Source organism: Sporichthyaceae bacterium (assembly GCA_036269075.1).
Lineage (GTDB): Bacteria > Actinomycetota > Actinomycetes > Sporichthyales > Sporichthyaceae > DASQPJ01.
The window spans coordinates 1-20541 of the sequence record DATASX010000094.1 but is presented as its reverse complement, the minus strand read 5'-3'; the positions used below and the strand labels follow the sequence as shown (position 1 = coordinate 20541).

General features: G+C 70.9%; 19 protein-coding genes. 3 read left to right on the top strand and 16 right to left on the bottom strand.

Annotation, left to right across the window (positions count from 1 at the left end):
- Nucleotides 1-27 precede the first annotated feature (27 nt).
- Nucleotides 28-375, top strand: a complete 348-nt coding sequence (locus VHU88_17415) for a WXG100 family type VII secretion target (GenBank protein HEX3613471.1) — start codon at nt 28-30, stop codon at nt 373-375.
- A gap of 61 nt (nt 376-436) precedes the next feature.
- Here the strand turns inward: VHU88_17415 and VHU88_17410 are convergent, their stop codons facing one another.
- The 3 genes from VHU88_17410 to VHU88_17400 form a co-directional block, all read right to left on the bottom strand.
- Nucleotides 437-907 carry a peptidase inhibitor family I36 protein gene (locus VHU88_17410; protein HEX3613470.1) on the bottom strand — a complete coding sequence of 157 codons (471 nt, stop codon included), beginning with the start codon at nt 905-907 and terminating at the stop codon, nt 437-439.
- A gap of 54 nt (nt 908-961) precedes the next feature.
- Nucleotides 962-2698 (bottom strand): hypothetical protein, encoded by a 1737-nt coding sequence (locus tag VHU88_17405; protein HEX3613469.1) that lies wholly within the window; start codon nt 2696-2698, stop codon nt 962-964.
- Between the two features lie 398 nt (nt 2699-3096).
- The gene (locus tag VHU88_17400; protein ID HEX3613468.1) at nt 3097-4470 is read right to left on the bottom strand and encodes an NAD(P)H-quinone dehydrogenase; all 1374 of its coding nucleotides are present in this window, start codon (nt 4468-4470) and stop codon (nt 3097-3099) included.
- 165 nt (nt 4471-4635) lie between these two features.
- On the opposite strand from VHU88_17400, the gene VHU88_17395 reads away from it, so the two are divergent.
- Nucleotides 4636-5103, top strand: coding sequence for a gamma-glutamylcyclotransferase (locus tag VHU88_17395; GenBank protein HEX3613467.1), 468 nt, complete (start codon nt 4636-4638; stop codon nt 5101-5103).
- Here the strand turns inward: VHU88_17395 and VHU88_17390 are convergent.
- Nucleotides 5074-6252, bottom strand: a complete 1179-nt coding sequence (locus VHU88_17390) for an amidohydrolase (protein HEX3613466.1) — start codon at nt 6250-6252, stop codon at nt 5074-5076. The two genes, VHU88_17395 and VHU88_17390, sit on opposite strands and share 30 nt — an antisense overlap.
- Nucleotides 6249-6467, bottom strand: coding sequence for a hypothetical protein (locus tag VHU88_17385; protein ID HEX3613465.1), 219 nt, complete (start codon nt 6465-6467; stop codon nt 6249-6251). The genes VHU88_17390 and VHU88_17385 overlap by 4 nt, the downstream gene beginning before the upstream one ends.
- Nucleotides 6468-6567: 100 nt before the next feature.
- Between VHU88_17385 and VHU88_17380 the strand changes: the two genes are divergently transcribed.
- Nucleotides 6568-7899 carry a D-alanyl-D-alanine carboxypeptidase gene (locus VHU88_17380; protein ID HEX3613464.1) on the top strand — a complete coding sequence of 444 codons (1332 nt, stop codon included), beginning with the start codon at nt 6568-6570 and terminating at the stop codon, nt 7897-7899.
- A 7-nt stretch (nt 7900-7906) separates the two neighbouring features.
- Here the strand turns inward: VHU88_17380 and VHU88_17375 are convergent, their stop codons facing one another.
- The 11 genes from VHU88_17375 to VHU88_17325 all read right to left on the bottom strand — a co-directional run bounded on the left by VHU88_17375 (nt 7907) and on the right by VHU88_17325 (nt 20444).
- The gene (locus VHU88_17375; protein ID HEX3613463.1) at nt 7907-8965 is read right to left on the bottom strand and encodes a YhjD/YihY/BrkB family envelope integrity protein; all 1059 of its coding nucleotides are present in this window, start codon (nt 8963-8965) and stop codon (nt 7907-7909) included.
- A gap of 7 nt (nt 8966-8972) precedes the next feature.
- Nucleotides 8973-9515: a 2'-5' RNA ligase family protein gene (locus tag VHU88_17370; protein HEX3613462.1), complete on the bottom strand. Its 543-nt coding sequence runs from the start codon at nt 9513-9515 to the stop codon at nt 8973-8975.
- Nucleotides 9512-10519 (bottom strand): tryptophan--tRNA ligase, encoded by a 1008-nt coding sequence (gene trpS / locus VHU88_17365; GenBank protein ID HEX3613461.1) that lies wholly within the window; start codon nt 10517-10519, stop codon nt 9512-9514. The genes VHU88_17370 and trpS overlap by 4 nt, the downstream gene beginning before the upstream one ends.
- 380 nt (nt 10520-10899) lie before the next feature.
- Entirely contained in the window at nt 10900-12117 is a 1218-nt protein-coding gene (locus VHU88_17360) for an NADP-dependent isocitrate dehydrogenase (GenBank protein HEX3613460.1), read from the bottom strand.
- 32 nt (nt 12118-12149) lie between these two features.
- Nucleotides 12150-13106 carry a malate dehydrogenase gene (gene mdh / locus VHU88_17355; GenBank protein ID HEX3613459.1) on the bottom strand — a complete coding sequence of 319 codons (957 nt, stop codon included), beginning with the start codon at nt 13104-13106 and terminating at the stop codon, nt 12150-12152.
- A gap of 126 nt (nt 13107-13232) precedes the next feature.
- Nucleotides 13233-13589: a DUF3017 domain-containing protein gene (locus tag VHU88_17350; GenBank protein ID HEX3613458.1), complete on the bottom strand. Its 357-nt coding sequence runs from the start codon at nt 13587-13589 to the stop codon at nt 13233-13235.
- Nucleotides 13586-14443 carry a bifunctional methylenetetrahydrofolate dehydrogenase/methenyltetrahydrofolate cyclohydrolase gene (locus tag VHU88_17345; protein HEX3613457.1) on the bottom strand — a complete coding sequence of 286 codons (858 nt, stop codon included), beginning with the start codon at nt 14441-14443 and terminating at the stop codon, nt 13586-13588. The genes VHU88_17350 and VHU88_17345 overlap by 4 nt, the downstream gene beginning before the upstream one ends.
- 139 nt (nt 14444-14582) lie before the next feature.
- Entirely contained in the window at nt 14583-16538 is a 1956-nt protein-coding gene (locus VHU88_17340; protein ID HEX3613456.1) for a hypothetical protein, read from the bottom strand.
- Between the two features lie 168 nt (nt 16539-16706).
- Nucleotides 16707-18278 carry a bifunctional phosphoribosylaminoimidazolecarboxamide formyltransferase/IMP cyclohydrolase gene (gene purH / locus VHU88_17335; protein ID HEX3613455.1) on the bottom strand — a complete coding sequence of 524 codons (1572 nt, stop codon included), beginning with the start codon at nt 18276-18278 and terminating at the stop codon, nt 16707-16709.
- A complete protein-coding gene (gene purN, locus VHU88_17330) occupies nt 18275-18907 on the bottom strand; it encodes a phosphoribosylglycinamide formyltransferase (GenBank protein HEX3613454.1) in 633 nt (210 codons plus the stop codon). Before purN ends, purH begins: the two co-directional genes overlap by 4 nt.
- 25 nt (nt 18908-18932) lie before the next feature.
- Nucleotides 18933-20444 (bottom strand): DUF6350 family protein, encoded by a 1512-nt coding sequence (locus VHU88_17325; protein HEX3613453.1) that lies wholly within the window; start codon nt 20442-20444, stop codon nt 18933-18935.
- Nucleotides 20445-20541 lie beyond the last annotated feature (97 nt).

Here is a 20541-nt window from a genome sequence, read left to right as displayed (position 1 = left end):
CTTGTGGACGGCCCGCCCGGTGCGATCATGGGCACGTCGACCGAGGAATCCCCGCCCCGACCCGAGGTGATCCGCATGGCGAACGTGAACGTCACTTACCAGGAGATGCACGCCGCCGCCCAGCGCCTGACCTCCGGCCAGGCGGAGATCACCGACAAACTCAACGAGCTCCAGAAGCTGGTGAACGGGCTGGTGAACGGCGGCTACGTCACCGACTCGTCGAGCAAGAATTTCGAAGCGGCGTTCCAGGAGTTCAACCGGGGCGCCCAGGGCGTGATCGGCGGGCTGCACCAGATGTCGAGCTACCTGACGAAGGCCGCGACCACCTTCCAGAACGCCGACCAGGAACTGGCGAACTCGCTGCACAAGCACTAGGAGCCCATGGCGAGGTCTCGAGCCCGGAAAGGTCGAATCTGCGGCGTCGAAATCGCGCCGGTCAGCGACGATCCGGTCCATTTGCTTCTTGGTCTCGATACGCCTGAGCCCACTCCGCCTTCGGGAGCGCCCGAAGCGACATCGGCAGGGTCTTCGTACTGTGGAATTTGAGTTCGGAAATCCCAGGGCCTTCACCGAAGAGGAACCAGTGGTGAGGTGCGCGCGTGTCGCACTTCGGGTTGTCGTACACGCCAACCGGATTGTCGTCACCACCGAGCGCCACGGTGTTGCCCGTGGCGACCCTTTTCTTCAGCGGCTTAGAAAAATTCGCAAGCGACCGCACCTTGAACTCGATGCACTTCGTCGACGTGACGAATATTTCCTTGCCGTCGAAGTTCGTAGTCGAGTACGCACAGATGCGGCCCAGCGGGCACGAGGCGAACGAATCGCCGGTCAGTTCGACATGCATCGGGTGAACTACTGATACACCGGTGAGCAGGAACGAGCACAGGGCCGAATGAAGAGCCTGCATTACGATCTTCCCTTCTCCACGGGGTCCGGCCGAGTCGTGTGCAGAACTTCTACTTTAATTTGGATGCGTCTTCGGCGCTGTGCTAGGCGCTGGCTTAGCTGGGGGCGGAGCCACCGTTTTGGGGGCGGGCTTCGGGGGAGTCGCAGGCGCGGCAGGCTTCGCTGGAGCGGTTGCCTTGGCTGGAGTGTTCGCAGGGACTACGCCTTGCTGGGAACCACGCGCAATCGCCGCCTGCGCCGCTTGGACTTGTTTGGGATCCGGACAGGCCCGCCCGGAGATTCTTGGAGTCGGAGGCCCTGCGTCCGTCTGCACTCGGACACACGATGCGACCGAAAAGACGCTGTTGAAGTAATAGACGCCCTCGTAGGTGGGACCGTTGCGCGGTGGCGTAACCGCCGATCTCGGACCGTATTCCTTATCTGTCTGACGGTCAGTATTTGGGTCGTAAAGGAAGATGTGCCACCCCCGCACCGCCGGAGGCACGATCGACATCTCCCAAACTACCTTGAGCTGCCAGTAGCCGTTGTCGTGAGATGGCTCAGCTTTGACATCAAAGGCCTCGATCTGTTGAGGATCGAACGCTGCGGCATTCGATGAGGTGTCAGCTACCTTCGGGACCACAGGAGCAGCGACAACTGCCGGAGGCACCGCGGCAGCGGGCTTCTGCGGCTTGGCCGCGGGCTTCGCAACAGGCTTCGACAAGGCGGCCGCCTGTTTCGGGGCGGCGCTCGTGGGAGCTGCAGACACGGCTACAGGGGGCGCTGAGGCGGCCGTCATCACAGCCTTGCCGCCTCCGCCGCCGCTGTTACCCACCGCGACCGCGGTCGCGCCGCCGAGGAAGACCGCGCCGATCGCGGCGGCGGCGACCAGCACGCGGTTACGGCCGGAGGCAACGGCGGCCGTCGCCGCCGCGGCAACCACCGGAAGTTTTGGTCTCGGTTGGCTGACCAGGGCAAGGGGTGCAGCGGCCGCGGGCAGGGCGCCGCGAGCGACCGCCGGGACCAGCGGCCTGAGTACTTGGTCGACCTCGACCAGCGAGGGCCGGTCGGCGGGGTTGGGCGCCATCATCCGGTCGATCAGGCCCGCCATGGCGGCAGGAACTCCCGGAAGGGCGGCTGCGGATGCCCCAGAGTTCGGAGCGGGCACGGCGCCCGCCAGCGCCGCGTACAGCACCGCTCCGAGTGAAAAAACATCCGCCGACGGCGCCGGGCGCTCCCAGCCGCGGAGCTCGCGCGGCGCGAAGGCCGGATCCGGGCTGACCGGGTCGCCCGGCTTGGCCCGCGCAACGGCCCGGGCCACCCCGACGCCGGACAACAACCAGTCCCCGTCAGCGCCCAGCAGCACATTGGCGGGCCGTACATCGCCGTGGAGGACGCCACGGCTATGCGCGAAGGCGAGCGCGGCGGCGAGACGGGCGCCACCTGCCGCGACGACCTCCGGGGCCAACGCCTCGTCGGAACGCTCGGCCAGCGAACCGCCCGGAACATGGATCCGTTCGACACAGACGCCCAACGCGGGATCGCTCCACGGTCGGATGCCTACCGAACACGGGTGCTCGGCGGCGGCAGCGGCCGCAGACAACTCAGTAAACAGATCGGACGACGGGTCACCTTCGACGCCGGTCACCCGTACGACGACCTCGCGCCCATCCGGCGCGCGGCACACCGTTTCGTCCCCCGACGGCCCGGCGCCGACCGTCGTGGTGTACCGGTAGCCCTCAGGCAGGGCCCGCGTGCCAGGGCCATCCATCCGTGCGACTCCTTCGGGTTGGCCAAACGGCAGACCGATCATCGAGACCACGGGGCCGAAAGTCGAGTGGCCGAATCAGCGACGTTCAGGTCGAAGCCCTCGACCTAGGGTGCGCACGCCTATCTTGCGAAGATCTGGACGGCGACGATCGGCTTGCCGAGGAACTCTGAGTTCCTGGTACCGGACCGCACGATCAGACCACCGTCGGAGGAACAGTCAGGCACGGCAAAGACAGTGAGGTCCTCGTTCGGCACACCAACATCACCATTCCGGCAGCGGCCGCTCCGACAGCAAACCGTCGGCCCGTACCAGAGCAGTTCATACAGCCTCCTCGGGTCGAGGACCCCGGACGGAGAAACCTTCGGCCGGACACTACGAGCCAACCGAAAGGTTGGTCAATGCGTCACCGGCGGGGCCAGGCCGGCCCCGCGCCGCGGGTCTCAGTCCGGCGGCAGGCGCAGCAGGCGGGCGGCTTCGGCCACCGAGCCTGACATTGACGGGTAGACCGTGAAGGCGTGGGCGATCTGATCCACCGTCAGGCCCGCGTCGACCGCGAGCGAGATCGGGAAGATCAGCTCGCTGGCCCGGGGCGCGACGACCACGCCGCCGATCACGATCCCCGTGCCGGGGCGGCAGAAGAGCTTCACGAAACCGTCGCGGACGCCCTGCATCTTGGCCCGCGCGTTGGTGGACAACGGCAGCATCACGGTCCGGCCGCCGATCTCACCGCGCTCGACCTCGGACTGGGTCCAGCCCACGGTCGCGATCTCCGGCTCGGTGAACACGTTCGCCGAGACGGTGCGCAGGTCCAACGGGCGGACGGCGTCGCCGAGGGCGTGCTGCATGGCGATCCGGCCCTGCTGCGCCGCGACGGAGGCCAACATCAGCACCCCGGTGCAGTCCCCGGCCGCGTAGACCCCGCGGGCGGAGGTCCGCGACACCCGGTCGACCTCCACGAACCCGCCGGTCCCGAGCCGCACGCCCGCGCGGTCCAGGCTGAGGTCGGCGGTGTTCGGGATCGATCCGACGGCCATCAGGCAGTGGCTGCCGGTCACCACGGAGCCGTCGGTGAGCTCGACGCGCACCCCGTCGCCGGTCCGGCTCACCCGGGCCGCCCGGGAGCGGCTCATCACCTTCATGCCCCGCCGGGTGAACGCGGTCTCGAGCACCTCGGCGGCGTCCGGGTCCTCGCCCGGGAGCACCCGGTCGCGGGAGGACACCAGCGTCACCGCGGACCCCAGCCGTTGATAGGCGTCGGCGAACTCGGCGCCGGTCACGCCGGAACCGACCACCACCAGGTGCTCGGGAATGTCGGTGAGCGTGTACACCTGAGTCCACGTCAGAATCCGTTCGCCGTCCGGCTCGGCCTCCGGCAGCACCCGCGGGTGCGCGCCGGTGGCGATCAGGACGGCGTCGGCGTCGATGAGCTCAGCGCCGTCGGCGGACTGCGCGACCACCGTCTGCGGGCCGGCGAACCGGCCCAGGCCACGGATCACCCGCACGCCGGCGGCAGCCAGGCGGGCCTCGATGTCGGTCGACTGCGCGGCGGCCAGCAAGAGCACCCGGGTGTTGACCTCGGTCAGGTCGACCCGCGGTTGCGCGCCCGCCTCCGGCAGCAGCACCCCGAGGCGCCCGGACTCGGCGGCGGCGTTGGCCACCTCCGCGGTGGCGATCAGAGTCTTGGACGGGACACAGTCGGTGAGTACCGCCGAGCCGCCCAGCCCGTCCCGGTCGACGACTGTGACCTCGGCACCGAGACTCGCCGCGACCAGGGCCGCCTCGTAACCGCCCGGTCCGCCACCGATCACAACCATGCGTGCCACGCGGCCATTGTCCCCGACGCCGACGAGCGCGCGGAACACGGGCGATTGCCTCTCGCTCCCGAGCCGATTGAAGCCCGTTGACGAGCGAGGAACGAGCGAGGAACACGCCGCCCGACGGCGCCCGGAGGGCCTCGGCGCGCCGTAAAGTTTGCACCCATGACCCTCTACGCCGCCTACGGCGCCAACCTCGACCCGGCTCTCATGGGCCTGTTGGCGCCGCACTCACCGCAACGCGGCAGCGGCTGGCTGGTCGGCTGGCGGCTGACCTTCGGCGGCGAGGAGCACGGCTGGGAGGGCCCGCTGACGACGGTCGTCGAGGACCCGGCCCATCAGGTCTTCGTCGCGCTGTACGACGTCCCGTCGCAGGACGAGAACGCTCTGGACGGCTGGGAGGGCTCGGAGATCGGGATCTACTCGAAGCTGCGGGTCCGGGTCGCCACCTTGGAGGGCGACGAACTGGCCTGGATGTACGTGGTCGACGGCTACGAGGGCGGGCTGCCGTCGGTCGCACTGCTCTCGCAGATCGCCGACGCCGCCGAGAAGGCCGGTGCCCCGGACGACTACGTCTACGACCTGCGTACCAGGCCCTGCAAGTCAAGCGCCGAGCACCGCCGCGACCAATAGGCGCACACCGATCCCGATCGCCCGCTCGTCGACGTCGAACTCCGAGCGGTGCAGGTCCAGCGTTCCCTCCTCACCCGGCCGTGCCACACCGAGCCGGGCCAACGCGCCCGGGACCTGCTGCAGGTACCAGGCGAAGTCCTCACCACCCAGGCTCTGCTCGGTGCCGGCCACCGCCGCCGGCCCCAGCGCCCGCATCGCTGCCTCGCCGAGCACGCGGACAGACTCGGACTCGTTGACGCACGGCGGCACCCCGCGCACCACGTCGACGGCCGCCTGGACCTGGTAGGGCACGACCAGCGCGGTCACGATCTCGGTCACCAGGTCCGGGGCGACGGCCCAGGCCGCCGGGTGCAGGCAGCGCAGCGAGCCCTCGATCACGCCGTCGCGCGGGATCACGTTGGCCGCGCTGCCGGCCGCGACCCGTCCCCACACCAGGCTCAGCCCCGAGCGCGGGTCGACACGCCGGGACAGCGCGGCCGGGGTCTGGTTGATCACCGTTCCGAGCGCGTGGATCAGGTCGCCGGTCAGGTGCGGGCGCGCCGAGTGCCCGCCGGCGCCGCTCAGCCGGACCACCACGCGGTCCGAGGCGGCGGTGATCGGCCCGGCCAGCAAGCCGATCTGACCCACCGTCAGGCGTGGGTCGCAGTGCAGCGCCAGGATCCGGCTGACCTCCGTCAGGCCGCCCGCGCGGATGACGTCCAGCGCGCCGCCCGGCAGCACCTCCTCGGCCGGCTGGAACACCAGCCGCACCCGGCCGGTGAAGCTGCCCGCCGCGGCCAGGTCGGCCAGCACGAGTCCGGCCCCCAGCACCGTCGCGGTGTGGACGTCGTGCCCGCAGGCGTGCGCCACGCCCTCGACGGTGGACCGGTACGGGACGTCCTTGAGGTCGGGCAGCGGCAACGCGTCCAGGTCGGCCCGCAGTGCCGTCAGCGGGCCGCTGCCCAGCCCCACGTCGCACAGCAGTCCGACGCCGCCGGGCAGCACCCCCGGGTCCAGGCCCGCCTTGCGCAGCCGATCGGCCACCAGTTCGGTGGTGCGCACCTCCTGCCCCGACAGCTCCGGATGGGCGTGCAGGTCGCGGCGCACCGCGATCAGCTCGGCCTCCAGTTCACCGACCCGGGCCACGAGCTCCGCGGCCGGCGCGGTCACCGTCGGCTCGCGCGCAGCGCGCGCCAGCCGTACGGGCCGAGCACGGCCGCGATCAGCAGGTTGACGACGATCAGCCCCATGTGGGCGACGTAATAGCCGGCGGGGTGGGTGTGCGGCCCGTTGAACCACAAGTTCTTGATGAACACCGACCAGGTGAACACGTTCCAGACGGCGATTCCGATGAGGAATCGGGCCCATCCTGGGCTCAGTTGCACGAGCGCCCCTCAAGTCGCACCAGCCACTTAGCGACCACAACTTTGGAACACGGTCAAGTTGCGGCCCAGCCGCCGCAGCAGACTCTACGCTGATCACAGCATGATCGAGAACATCACCAATCCCACCCGTAACGGCTCGAAGCGGACATCGTCGCGTGGTCGACGACTGGCCCCCGCCGTTGCGGCGTTCAGTGTTTTCGCCGGTGCGGCGACCATCCCGGCGCAGGCTGTCGCGGTCGACCTCCCGACCCCGAATCCCGTCGGGTCCGTGGGACCCAGCGGGTCGGTCACCTCTCCGCCGCTGACGCTGTCACCCGGACTGCCCATCGCACCGCTGTCGCTCAACGAGCCGCCCGGCGGACCGGTCGGCGGGCCGCTGCTCAACCAGACCGGCGTGATCATCGACCAGGCCGCCGGCGGCGCGCCGGACGTCGCCGCCCCGTCCTGGGTGATCGCCGACGCCACCACGGGCAAGATCCTGGCCGCCCGCAACCCGCACGGCCGTGCCCGGCCGGCCAGCACGCAGAAAGTGCTGCTGGCACTGACGATGCTGCCGCGGCTGGACCCGAACGGCACGTACCTCGCCGACCACGACGACGAGGCGGTCGAGGGCACCCGGGTCGGGATGGTCGCGAACGAGACCTACAAGAACGACGACCTCTGGTACGCGGTGTTCCTGCGCTCCGGCAACGACGCGGCCGACGGCCTGGCCAAGGAGGGCGGCGGCGGGAACCTCGCCAACGCCGTCACTATGGAGCAGGCCGAGGCGGCGCGCCTGCAGTCCTACGACACGACCGTGGTCAACCCCAGCGGCCTGGACGCCGACGGTCAGTACTCCTCGGCCTACGACCTCGCACTGTGGGGTCGCGCCGCTATGCAGCGGGCCGACGTACGCAAGTACGCCAGCGCGATCACCTGGATGTTCCCCGGCAACACGACCAAGACCGGGACCGACAAGAGCAGCAAGCCGTTCCAGATCCACACCGAGAACCGACTGCTCGGCACGTACCCGGGCACGATGGGGCTCAAGCCGGGCTTCACGACCCTGGCCCAGAACACGCTGATCGCGGTGGCCCAGCACAACGGGGTCACGCTGATCGCGACGATCATGGACGACGGCCAGCACATGATCACGCCGGACTCGGAAGCCTTGCTCAACTGGGGTTTCGACCACGACGGGAACACCCCGCCGGTGGGGCAGCTGGTCGACCCGACCGGCCTGGCCTACGGCCAGACGCCGACCCCCGTGGCCACGGCGGCCCCGGTCGCGGGCAAGCACGACTCCAGCGGCCCGTCGATCGACCTGACCCCGGTGAAGAAGAACTGGCCCGCGGTGCTCGGCTCGTTCGCCGGTCTGGCGCTGCTGACGGCGCTGGTGAGCCTGCGGCTGCGGGCGCGACGGCGCTTCCGCCGGCACGGCGCCTTCCGCTGACGCTGCCTCAGATCAGCTCACCCGCCGCACCTGACGCGACGTCAGGCGGGTACGTGGCAGTCCATGCCGCGGCGAACAACGTCATCCGCGTCACCAGGTTGATCCAGACCAGCAACCCGACCGCGACGGAGAACGTGGCGTAGACCGGGTTGCGCACGGTGTGCCCGAGCAGCAACGTCGCGAAGATCTTCAGCACTTCGTAGCCGACCGCGGCGAGCAACGCGCCCCGCCGCAGCTCGCGCCGCGGGATGTGGGTCCCGGACATGCCCACGAACATCACCGCGAACAGCGCGGTCGAGCCAAGCACAGCGATACCCAGCGCGGCGGCACGGATCAACCACTGCACGAACTCGTTGCCCGTGAACCCGAGCCCGCCCACCACCCGGCCGGTCGCGATCGTGCCGACCGTGGACAGGCCGACCGACAGCAGCATGGCCCCGCCCAGCAGGGCGAGCACCCCGAAGTCGCGCAGCCGACGCAGCAGGAAGTTGGTGTCCTCGTGCGATCCATGTCCCCAGATCTGGCGCACCGCCTGGCGCAGGGCGTCGATCCACCCGGTCCCGGCCCAGACCAGACCGGCCACACCGATCGCCCCGGCGCCCTCGCGGGCGTCGGCGATCTGACCCACGTTCACCTGACCCGGCTGGTTGCCGACCAGCCCGGGCAGGGCCCTGGAGATCTCCGTGGTCAGATCCCCGTAGACGTGCGGGAACCATTCGACGACGAAGCCGAGCGCCGCGAACGCCAACGCGACCAGCGGGAAGAACGAGAGGAACCCGAAGTAGGTGACCGCGGCGGCCTGCTTGCCGCCTTCGGCGTCGGAGAACCGGGCCCAGGCGGTCAGTAGGTGCACCCCGATCGGCCGCTTCTCGCACATCCGGCGGCAGAACGCCTTCGCCCGACCGAGCACCACGCCGATCGCACCGAGGACGGCCTGCGCGCCGCGTAGGGCGCGCCTCCCGCCGCTGGGAGGCGGCTCGGGTGGAGTCGGGTTCCCGAGCTCGCCGGTCGAGGGCGGGTCCTGCGTCTCGTTCGCGCGCAGGAGATTGCGGCCGGGACGGCTCACGGCAGCCTCAGCGGTCGCCCCGCCCGGGAAATCCGAACTCCCGGATCGGGCGCCAGTAGCCGTCGGAACCGTGCACGTAGAGGCTGAGACCGGTCACCTCGAAGCGGGCGTCGTAGTCGGCGAGCTTCTCGAAGGCCTCGTCGAGGACGTGCTGCGGCAGGTCGTGCGCCACGGTCACGTGCGGGTGGTACGCGAACTCCAACTCACGATGCCCGAGCGGCCCGCACCGCACCTTCTCCTCCAGCAGCTCGCACCCGGCGATGCCCTCGGCGACGGTCACGAACACCACGTCGGACAGCGGCCGGAACGTCCCGGTGCCGCGCAGGTGGATGCCGAACGGCGCGGAGGCCGCCGCCGTTGCCCGCAGGTGATCCTCCACCGCGGGCATGTCCCCGTCCGGGACCGGGGTGGGCGGTAGCAACGTGACGTGAGTGGGGATCATTCGGGCGAGCGGGTCGCCGAACCGTTCCCGCCAGGACTGCAGCTCGGGGCCGTGCGGCTCGGGAATCGCGATTGCGACCCCGATCGTCTGGACCCCGGCCGTGCTCATGCCTTGGCCGCCACGAATCCGACCCGGTCGTAGACCGTGGCCAAGGTCTGCGCCGCCAGCCCGCGGGCCCGCTCGGCACCCTGCGCAAGCACGTTGTCCAGCGCCTCGACGTCGTCGAGATAACGCGAGGTCCGCTCGCGGAAGCTGGTGACGAAGTCACTGAGTGCGGCGGCGACGTCCTTCTTCAGGTCGCCGTAGCCCTTGCCCTCATAGCCGGTGACCAACTCGTCGATCGCGACGCCGGTCAGCTGCGAGGCGATCGTCAGCAGGTTCGCGACCCCGGGCTTGTTCGCCTCGTCGAACAGGATCTCCCGGCCGGAGTCGGTGACGGCCGAGCGGATCTTCTTGGCCGAGACGGCCGGTTCGTCCAGCAGGTCGATGATCCCGGCCGGCGAGGACGAGGACTTGCTCATCTTCGAGGTCGGGTCCTGCAGGTCGACGATCTTCGCGGTGGCCTTGAGGATGTAGGGCTTGGGCACCTTGAACGTCTCGCCGAAGCGGTGGTTGAAGCGCCCGGCGAGGTCGCGGGTCAGCTCCAGGTGCTGCCGTTGGTCCTCGCCGACCGGTACCTCGTCGGCCTGGTAGATCAGGATGTCGGCGGCCTGCAGGATCGGATACGTGAACAGGCCGACGCTGGCCCGGTCGGACCCGCCCTTGGCGGACTTGTCCTTGAACTGGGTCATCCGGGAGGCCTCGCCGAACCCGGTCAGGCAGTTGAGCACCCAGGACAGTTGGGTGTGCTCGGGCACGTGGCTCTGCGCGAACAGCGTGCACCGGTCCGGATCCAGACCCGCGGCCAGCAACTGCGCCGCGGAGACCCGGGTGCGTCGACGCAGCGCGGCCGGGTCGTGCTCGACCGTGATCGCGTGCAGGTCGGCGATGAAGTAGAACGCGTCATGGGTGTCCTGCAGACCGACCCACTGGCGGACCGCCCCGAGGTAGTTCCCGAGGTGGAACGAATCGGCGGTGGGCTGGATGCCGGACAGCACCCGGGGTCGTGACATGGCTGCCATTCTTGCAGTCGCCCCGATCCGCCCGCGTCGACGACGCCGTCGATGCGCGTTGGCCCGCGGGAAACATTCGGAAACTTCCGGCCGGCATCATCCGCTGCCATGACGCCCTGCACCGCAACCTGGATCCCGGGCGCGGCTCTCGCCTGCTGCCTGGTCCGGGTCTCGACGTCCGGGCCGGCGGGGACCTGATCGGCGACCGGCCAGGCGACCGGGCCGACGCAGTGTGCGAGCGGTACGCCGGTCGCGGTCTCGGCCGAACTGGTCCAGGACACCCGGATCTGGGCGACGGCGTCGCGGACCCTCATCCCGGGCTGAGGCGGCTCGACGCGGCGGCCCGCACCACAGGGGTACGGGACACCGCGTCGAACGGCTCAGGCGCCGACGCGCTTGCGCAGATTCTCGTCCACCGAGGCCAGGAACTCCTCCGTGGTCTGGTGCGGCTGGTTCGGACCCACGAGCAACGCCAGGTCCTTGGTCATCGCACCGGACTCGACGGTCGTGACGCAGGTCGCCTCGAGCGCGTCGGCGAATTCCGCCAGCGCCGGGGTGCCATCCATCCGCGCCCGGGCGGCCAGGCCGCGGGTCCAGGCGAAGATCGAGGCGATCGGGTTGGTCGAGGTCGGCTTGCCCTGCTGGTGCATCCGGTAGTGCCGAGTGACCGTGCCGTGGGCGGCCTCGGCCTCCACGCACGAGCCGTCCGGGGTCATCAGCACCGAGGTCATCAGACCGAGGCTCCCGAATCCCTGCGCGACGGTGTCGGACTGGACGTCGCCGTCGTAGTTCTTGCAGGCCCAGACGTAGCCGCCCTCCCACTTCAGCGCCGCGGCGACCATGTCGTCGATCAGGCGGTGCTCGTAGGTGATGCCGGCTTCCTTGAAGTCCTGCTCGAACTCCGCGGCGAACACCTCGGCGAAGATGTCCTTGAAACGCCCGTCGTAGCGCTTCAAGATCGTGTTCTTCGTCGACAGATAGACCGGGTAGCCCCGGTCCAGGCCGTAGCGCATCGAGGCCCGGGCGAAGTCGCGGATCGAGTCGTCCAGGTTGTACATGGCCATGGCCACGCCGCCGCCGGGGAACTCGAAAACCGTGTGCTCGATGGGCGCCGAGCCGTCCTTCGGGGTGAAGGTCAACGTCAGCGTGCCCTCGCCCGGCACCACCATGTCGGTGGCCCGATACTGGTCGCCGAAGGCGTGCCGGCCGATGATGATCGGCTTGGTCCAGCCCGGCACCAGCCGCGGAATGTTCGAGATGACGATCGGCTCACGGAAGATCACGCCGCCGAGGATGTTGCGGATCGTGCCGTTCGGCGACTTCCACATCTCCTTGAGGCCGAACTCCTCGACCCGGGCCTCGTCCGGCGTGATCGTCGCGCACTTAACACCCACGCCGTACTTCTTGATGGCGTTGGCCGAGTCGATCGTGATCTGGTCGTCGGTCGCGTCCCGGGCCTCGATGCCGAGGTCGTAGTACTTCAGGTCGATGTCCAGGTAGGGCAGGATCAGCTGTTCCTTGATGAAGGCCCAGATGATCCGCGTCATCTCGTCGCCGTCGAGCTCGACGACCGGGTTGACGACCTTGATCTTCGCCATTCTCGTTACCCCCTAGGGAATCCGGCCGTCTGCTAAAGGCCGGCCACGTCGGCCTGCTTGGCGCGCACGGCCTCGGCGGCCTCGCGCAGGGCAGTCAACTCACTGTCCGTCAGATCGCGCTCCACGACCTTCTTGATGCCGCCCGCGCCGAGCTGGGCCTCGACACCGAGGTAGACCCCGGCAATGCCGTACTCGCCGTCGACCCAGGCGCAGACCGGCATGGTCGCTCCCGAGTCCTCGGCGATGGCCTTGACCATGCGGGCCGCGGCGGCCGACGGCGCGTAGTACGCCGAGCCGGTCTTCAGCAGCGCGACGACCTCGGCACCACCGTTGCGGGTGCGGACCACCAGGTCCTCGATCTCCGCGGCCGAGAGCATGTCGGCCAGTGGCTTGCCGTTCACGGTGCAGGCGCTGGGCACCGGAACCATCGTGTCGCCGTGCGAGCCGAGGGTCAGCGTGGTGACCGCGCGGACCTCGACGCCGAGCTTCTCAGCCACGAAGTTGGTGAAGCGGGCGGTGTCGAGCATGCCCGCCTGGCCGATGACCTTGGCCTTCGGCAGGCCCGAGGCGAGCTGGGTCAGTGCGGTCATCTCGTCCAGAGGGTTGGACACGACCACGATCACCGCGTCCGGCGAGTGCTTGACGATGTTCTCCGCGACGCCGCGCACGATCTTGGCGTTGGTCTCGATCAGGTCCATGCGGCTCATGCCCGGCTTACGCGGCAGGCCGGCGGTGATCACGACAATGTCGGAGCCGGCGGTCTTCTCGTAACCGCCACCGTCGGCGGTGGTGGTGGCGCCGGTCAGCCTGGTCTCGAAACCCTCGACCGGCCGGGACTGGTTCATGTCCAGCGCCAAGCCCTCGGGCTTGCCCTCGAGGATGTCGGTGAGCACCACCTCTTCGAAGATGTCGTACTCAGCCAGCCGGAGTGCCGTGGTCGACCCGTAGAAACCGGCTCCGACGACGGTGACCTTGCCCTTGCGCGCCATTGTGGTGGGTTCCCTTCGCTGCGACGCAGATATCTCGGCATCAAGATACTTCACCGGCGGAGCCGGTCAGGAGCGGGTGCTGCCGGCACCGCTTGAACGCTCGTGCCGAGACCACTGCGACGATAGTCACGACGGGGGCGGCACCAGCAGTGCCGTGAGCAGGACTCCGAGCGCCAGGGCGAGCAGGGTGAGGATGTCCACCACCCGACCGCGCACCGCGAGCAACCCGACCACCGGTGCCGGCAGCACCGCCCGCAGCCCGGCGGCCAGGAACAGCCCACCGGCGAACATCACGGTCCCGCGGCGGAAGTGGTCGGACAGCACGACGATCAGACCAGCGCCACAGACGGTCGCGACCGCGAGCAATGGCCACTCGGCGGCCAGGCTCGAGGCTTCCCCGGCCGGACGAGGCGGCACGGCGACCGGCGGACCCGGCACCGGCGGCGTCGGGATCTCGGCTCGATTCGCGTGCCGTCCGGTCAACTCGCCGCGTCTCGCTCCGCGGCCAGCACCACGTTGTCGACGAGCATCGCCCGGGTCATCGGGCCGACGCCACCGGGCATCGGGGCGAGCCAGCCGGCGATCTCGGCAACCTTCTCCTCGACGTCGCCGACGAGCTTGCCGTCGGCGCCACGCGAGGTGCCGACGTCGAGCACGACCGCGCCGGGCGCGACCATCTCGGCCGTGATCAGCCCGCGCACGCCGGCGGCGGCCACCACGATGTCGGCCTGCCGCACGTGTGCGCCCAGGTCGCGGGTGCCGGTGTGGCACAGCGTCACCGTGGCGTTCTCGGACTTGCGGGTGAGCAGCAGGCCGAGCGGCCGACCGACGGTCACGCCTCGGCCGATCACGACGACGTCGGCGCCGGCCAGCGGGACGTCGTAGCGGCGCAGCAGTTCGACGATGCCCCGCGGGGTGCACGGCAGCGGCGCGGGCTCCCCCAGCACAAGCTTGCCGAGGTTGATCGGGTGCAGGCCGTCGGCGTCCTTGGCGGGGTCGATCAGGCCGAGCACGCGGTTGGCATCCAGCCCCTTGGGCAGCGGCAGTTGGACGATGAACCCGGTGCACCCCGGGTCGGCGTTGAGTTCGGCGACAGCCTGCTCGACGTCGGCCTGAGTGGCCGTCGCCGGCAGGTCGCGGCGGATGCTGGCGATGCCGATCTCGGCGCAGTCGCGGTGCTTGCCGGCCACGTAGGAATGGCTGCCGGGGTCGTCGCCGACCAGCACCGTGCCGAGGCCGGGCACCAGCCCGCGGGCGGCCAGCACGGCCACCCGCTCGGTGAGTTCCCGGCGGATCGCCGCGGCGGTCGCCTTGCCGTCGAGGATTTGTGCGCCCAAAGTCTTGCCCGTCCCGCTGGGGTGTCCGTCCGGGGCGAGTCTAGGCGCCCCACCCCCACCCGACTTCTGCTGCCCGTCCCACCTATCGCAGCGCTCGCATAGGTGGGACAGGCAGCAGAAGTGGGGCGTTGGCGGTGGGCTACTTCTTGGCGGGCGCGGTCGGCGTGGCCGGCGCGGTCGTCGGCGTGATCAGTCCGAGCTGTCCCGGCGCGTTGAACGCGACCACCATCGTCTGCACCGTCGCCCCGGAAGCGGCCTGGGCGCCGGTGACTGTGATCAGCAGCGGCTTGTACGGGTCGACCTGACCGTTCAGGAAATTGGTCGTGTCCGTCACGGCGGCGCTGCCCGCCGCCAATGCCTTGCCGTCCAGGCCGATGATCTCGACCGCTCGGGCCGGGGCGCCGGCGGCGGTGCTCGCGGCGTCGTTCGGGAAGGCGGCGATCGTCACGGTGTGCCGCGCGGCGATCCCGTCCAACGCGATCAGCACGCGCGAGTCGACGGCACCGTCGGTCAGTTGCTGCTTGGCTGTCGCGGAGAGTGTGAACCGCTTGCTGTTCACGATCTCCTTGCCGGCGGCCACCAGCTCCTCGTGCTCGGTCTGGACGCCGGCGGCGACCGCCGACGGCGTGCCGTTGAGGACCTGCCGGATCTCGACCGTGGTCCCGTCCTCGTCGAACGTGGCCATCGGGCGTGAGCTGTCGTAGGCGGCCTGCAGCGCAGTGGGCAACGCGGCTCGGGCACTCGAGCTGTCCGGGCCCGCCGCGACCAGGACGTTGCAGCAGTGCCAGTCGGGAACGTTGGTCGCGGTGCTGTAGCTGAAGACCCGGGTCAGGTCGAAGTGCGCCTTGCCGAGCGCCTGGTCGATCGTGGCCGGGGCGAGCACCGAGGCCTTCGTGCCGAGGTTGTTGGTCAGCCAGTTCACGGCGTCGTTGTCGGCCGTCGGTACCGCGGCGGCGCTCGGAGCGCTCCCCTTCACGGCTCCGTAGCCGAACACCGCGATGCCGATCGCCCCGATCGCCATCGCACCGATCCCCGCACGGGAGATCGCGGTGCGGCCCGGCCGCAGGCGGGTCAGCGCCGTGGCCTTGCCCAGCACGGATTTCGCGGGCGCCGGGGCAGCGGTCGGCTGCGGCGCGCCTTGGCCGACGGGCGCCGCCTCGCGGGCCGGGCGGCTCCTACCCGGCGCGGGCTTGGCCCGACGCGAGGCGCGCTGCTCGGTCTCGGCCTTGCGGGCGGCGTGGGTCGTCCCGGGCTCGGCCTTGGCCGACTCCGCCTTGGCCTTGGCCTTGGCAGCAGCCCGGGCCGCCGCCGCCTCGACGTCGGGCTCGGCCTTGGCCGACTCCGCCTTGGCCTTGGCCTTGGCAGCAGCCCGGGCCGCCGCCGCGCGGGCGAGGTCGGCCTTGCCCACGCTCGTCCGGGCCGCATCGGCGGCAACCGAGGCCATGCGGGACAGGCCCGCCCGCGACTTCGGTGCAGGTTGGGCCGGCTCCTCGTCGACCGGATCCGCGGCCGGTGCCGCGGTTGCGGGGCGCGAGCGGTGGATCGGGACGGTCACGCTGCGGATCATCGGCAGCGGAGCGGGTGGCAGCTCGGCCTCGGCGGCGATCACCGCGGAGATGTCGAGGTCGTCTAGCAGGTCCGCGTCGTCGAAGGCAGCGTCGTCGAAGGCAGCGTCGTCGAGCAGGTCCTCCTCGAGCAGACCCTCGGGCGCCTCAGATCCGGATTCGGTCCTCGGTCGGGGCTCGACGTCGGCCGGTGGGTCGAAAGGGGGCCGCTCCGCGAGCGCTCCCGCGAGACCCTCAGCCTCGGACAGCATCGCCGCCAGCGACTGGTCCTCGAGTTCGTCGACCCGGGCATGGCGACGGGCCCGAGGCAGCGCGGGTGCCGCGGCGGACTCGACCGCGGGCGCGGGAGCCGGCGCGGGCACCTCAGCGGACGCGGCCGGCGCTGGGGCCGACTTGCGCATCCACGGCGGCAGCGCCGCCACCGGAGCAGTCTCCGACCGGTCCGCGTCCGGACCGAAGTCGAACAGCCCCGGGTCCACGTCCGGGTCCGGAGATCCTCCGGACGGATTCGCCCGCCCCGTTGTGCCCATGCCCTGCTCCCCCTGACGAGCCTTCTTCCCCGGGATTCAGTACAAGGAGGACGGCTCGGTTGAACAAGGCCTTCAGGGCGAAGCCGGCCGAACGGCCGATGGGCGTGTCGTACCGTGCGCCCCTATCTGTCCCTTATGGGACCGCAGATTTTGCCCAACCAGAGGGGCTCAGTGTGCGAAGTGTCGGGTGCCGGTCAGGTACATGGTCACGCCGGCCGCGGCCGCGGCGGCGATCACCTCGGAGTCGCGGACCGAGCCGCCGGGCTGAACCACCGCGGCGACGCCGGCGGACAGCAACACCTCCAGACCGTCCGGGAACGGGAAGAACGCGTCCGAGGCGGCCACCGCGCCGACGGACCGCTGGCCGGCCCGCGACACGGCCAGTCGCGCCGAGTCGACCCGGTTGACCTGACCCATGCCGACCCCGACGGTCGCGGTGTCCTTGGCCAGCAGGATCGCGTTCGACTTCACCGCGCGCACGGCCCGCCAGGCGAACACCAGATCGGCCAGCACCTCGGGGCTCGCCGGGGCCCCCGTGGCCAGCGTCCAACCTGACGGGTCGTCACCTGGGGCGTCGATCCGGTCGACCGACTGGACCAGGACCCCGCCGGAGATCGCCCGGAACTCGATCGGGTCGGCGTTGCGCAGCGGGGCGCACTTCAACAACCGCAGGTTCTTCTTGCCCCGCAACAGTTCCAGCGCGTCGGCGTCGAACTCCGGAGCGCAGACGACCTCGGTGAACACCTCGGCGACCTGCTCGGCCATCGCGAGCGTCACGGGGCCGTTGGTCGCGATCACGCCGCCGAACGCCGATACCGGGTCGCACTCGTGCGCCTTGCGGTGCGCCTGGGCGATGTCGCCGGCGGTGGCGATCCCGCACGGGTTCGCGTGCTTGATGATCGCCACGCACGGCGCCGTGAAGTCGTAGGCGGCCCGCCGCGCGGCGTCGGTGTCGACGTAGTTGTTGTACGACATCTCCTTGCCGTGCAGCTGTTCCGCGCCGGCCAGACCGTCGCGCGAGTGCTGGTACAGCGCGGCCGACTGGTGCGGGTTCTCCCCGTAGCGCAGCACCGCCGCGCGGGTCCAGGTCGCGCCGGTCCAGGAGGGCCACTGCGAGGCCGGGTCCTCGGGGAACTGCGAACCCATCCAGGACGCGACGGCGACGTCATAGTCCGCGGTGTGCGCGAACGCGGCGGCCGCCAGCCGTCGGCGGGAGTCCAGGGTGAAGCCGCCGGACCGCACCGCGTCGAGCACCTCGCCGTAGCGCGCCGGGTCGACGACCACGGCCACCGACGGGTGGTTCTTCGCCGCCGCGCGGACCATCGAGGGCCCACCGATGTCGATCTGCTCGACGCACTCGTCCCGGCCGGCGCCCGAGGCGACCGTGGCCCGGAAGGGGTAGAGGTTCACCACGACCAGTTCGAACGGCTCGACCCCGAGGTCGGCGAGTTGGGCGGCGTGGTCGTCCTTGCGCAGGTCGGCCAGGATCCCGGCGTGCACCCGCGGGTGCAGCGTCTTCACCCGGCCCTCCAGACACTCCGGGAACCCGGTCAGCTCCTCGACCGGCGTGACCGGAACCCCGGCGGACGCGATCGTCGCGGCCGTCGAACCGGTGGACACGATCGCCACCCCGGCCGCGTGCAGCCCCTGCGCCAGCTCGACCAAGCCGGTCTTGTCATAGACGCTGATCAGCGCCCGACGCACCGCACGACGACCTTCGTCCACCAGTTCCTCCGTCACTTCTCCTCCGTCGCGCCCAGGCGCACCGTGCGCCCGTCGACGGTCCAGCCCTCGCGGGCCATGCGGCCCACCACGTCCACCAGCAGTTGCCGCTCGACGACCTTGATCCGCTCGTGCAGTTCCGACTCGTCGTCGGCGGCCAGGACCGGCACCGCCGCCTGGGCCAGGATCGGCCCGGTGTCCACACCGGCATCGACGAGGTGCACGGTCGCGCCGCTCACCCGCACCCCGTAGGCCAGGGCGTCGCGTACACCGTGCGCGCCCGGGAACGCGGGCAGCAGCGCCGGGTGGGTGTTCACGCAGCGGCCGGTCCACTCGTCGAGGAACGCCGGGCCCAGGATCCGCATGAAGCCGGCGCACACCACCAGGTCGGGAGCCCGCTCCGTGACGGCCACGGCCAACGCCTTGTCCCAGTCGGCGCGCGACCCGTGATCGACCGGGCGGACCACGAACGTCTCGATCCCGACGCGCTGCGCACGACGCAGGCCCTCGATGTCGTCACGATCGGCCCCGACGGCGATGACCACGGCGCCCCACGCGGGGTCCGCCGCCGCGTCGAGCAGCGCCTGCAGATTGGTCCCGGAACCGGAGACCAGCACCAGTAACCGAACCGGATCGAGGTGCGTCAACGCTCGCTCCGCTCGGTACCGGCTTCTATTCCGTCGGGGTCAGGATATCTGTCTCCGCGGCGACCGCCGCCGCCGGTTCGATGTGGACGACGGGGATCTCCTGGGTGTCCTCGAGGTCCTCGAGATCGGTCAGGCTCGCCGACCCCTCCGGTTCTGACGGTTCGTCAGATGCGTCCGGCGACGGCTCGACGTCCGCAACTATGTCGGTCGGCTCCTCGACCGGCTCGACAACCTCGCCCTCGGGTACGGCCTCGGTGACCTCCGCCGCATCGGCGGTGGCCTCGGCAGCGATCTCCTCGGTCGCGGAACGCGCGTGCGGCAGCAGCGCGAGCGGCGGCGGCACCGGCCGCGGGGCGCCGAGGACCCGCAGCGCGGCCGTCACCGCCGCGGCGAACCCGAGTTCGGTGGCCAGCGCCAACCCGACGCGGGGACCGGACGGGCCGAGTCGGTCCAGCCGACCGCCGACCCCGCCGCCGGACAGCTGCGCCGCGCACCCGGCCAGGACGCCCGTCAGCGCGCCGGCCCCCGCCGCCACCCCGACCACCGAGAACCACCGGCGGCCGGCCCCCGGGCGCACCACCCACCCGGCACTGATGCCGGCCAGCAGCGGCACGGCGACGGTCAGGTAGGCCACCCACGGCAACGAACCGGTGCCCGGCAACGCGTGCACGAGCGGCAGGTTGGGCATCGCGCCGAGGTCGGCGCCGCCGAGGTCGAGCCGCGAGTCCGTGGCCAGCGCGACCCCTGGCCCGGCCGCGACAGCGATCGCCCAGAACGCCGCCGTCGGCAGAAAGATGAGGCTGAGCAGTGCCAGGCCGATGCCCCCGCTCCAGCCGCCGCCGGACAGCGCGAACGAGTGCGCCACCGAGTCCCGGTGCACGGCCATCGCGGCGATGACGATCACGATGCCGCCCCCGAACAGCACCAGCCCGGCGGCACCGACGGCCCGGGCCAGCATTGCGCCCCAGGGGCGGGTGCGGCGCAGCAGCGCGGCCAGCGCCCAGGTGTGCCGGGACACTCCGGCGACCGCAGCCAGCGCCCCGAACGGGACGGCCGCGGCCATTGCCGGCAGCGTCGCGACCGCCAGCCCGTGCCCGAGCGTGCAGCGCGCCGCGGCCGCGGCGGCGAACGTGAACGCGAAGGTGAACCCGAGGACGACGGCCGCCGCCTGGCCGGTCTCGTGGGCCCGCGCGTACCGGGCGGCCCAACCGGCCGAGCGCACGCAGGCCCAGACCAGCAGCCCGGTGACCGCCAGCGGGGCGAGCCGGATCGGCCCGTCGGTGGTGTGGACCGGGACGCGCAGCGCGAACAACCAGAGCGAGGCCGCGGTCCGCAGCGGCGCCGTCGCCCCGCTCGAGGTCGTCTGCGGCCCGGTCGCCCAGAGCAGGACCGTGCCGGCGCAGAGGACGGCCATGCAGACCGACGCCGCGACCACCGCCGCGATCGCTCCGGCCGTCACTTGCCAGAAACGTCCACGTGCGGGCTGCGGGGACTGGGCGGCCCGCACCAGCGAGGGCTGCGTCAGGATCGTGACCACTGGACCACTGTGGCCGCAGGCGGCTCACCAATCACGGAGCGACTCACCCCCCGGAATGCATCTTCTGACGTGTCGGGCGCCCTTACCGACCCGGGAA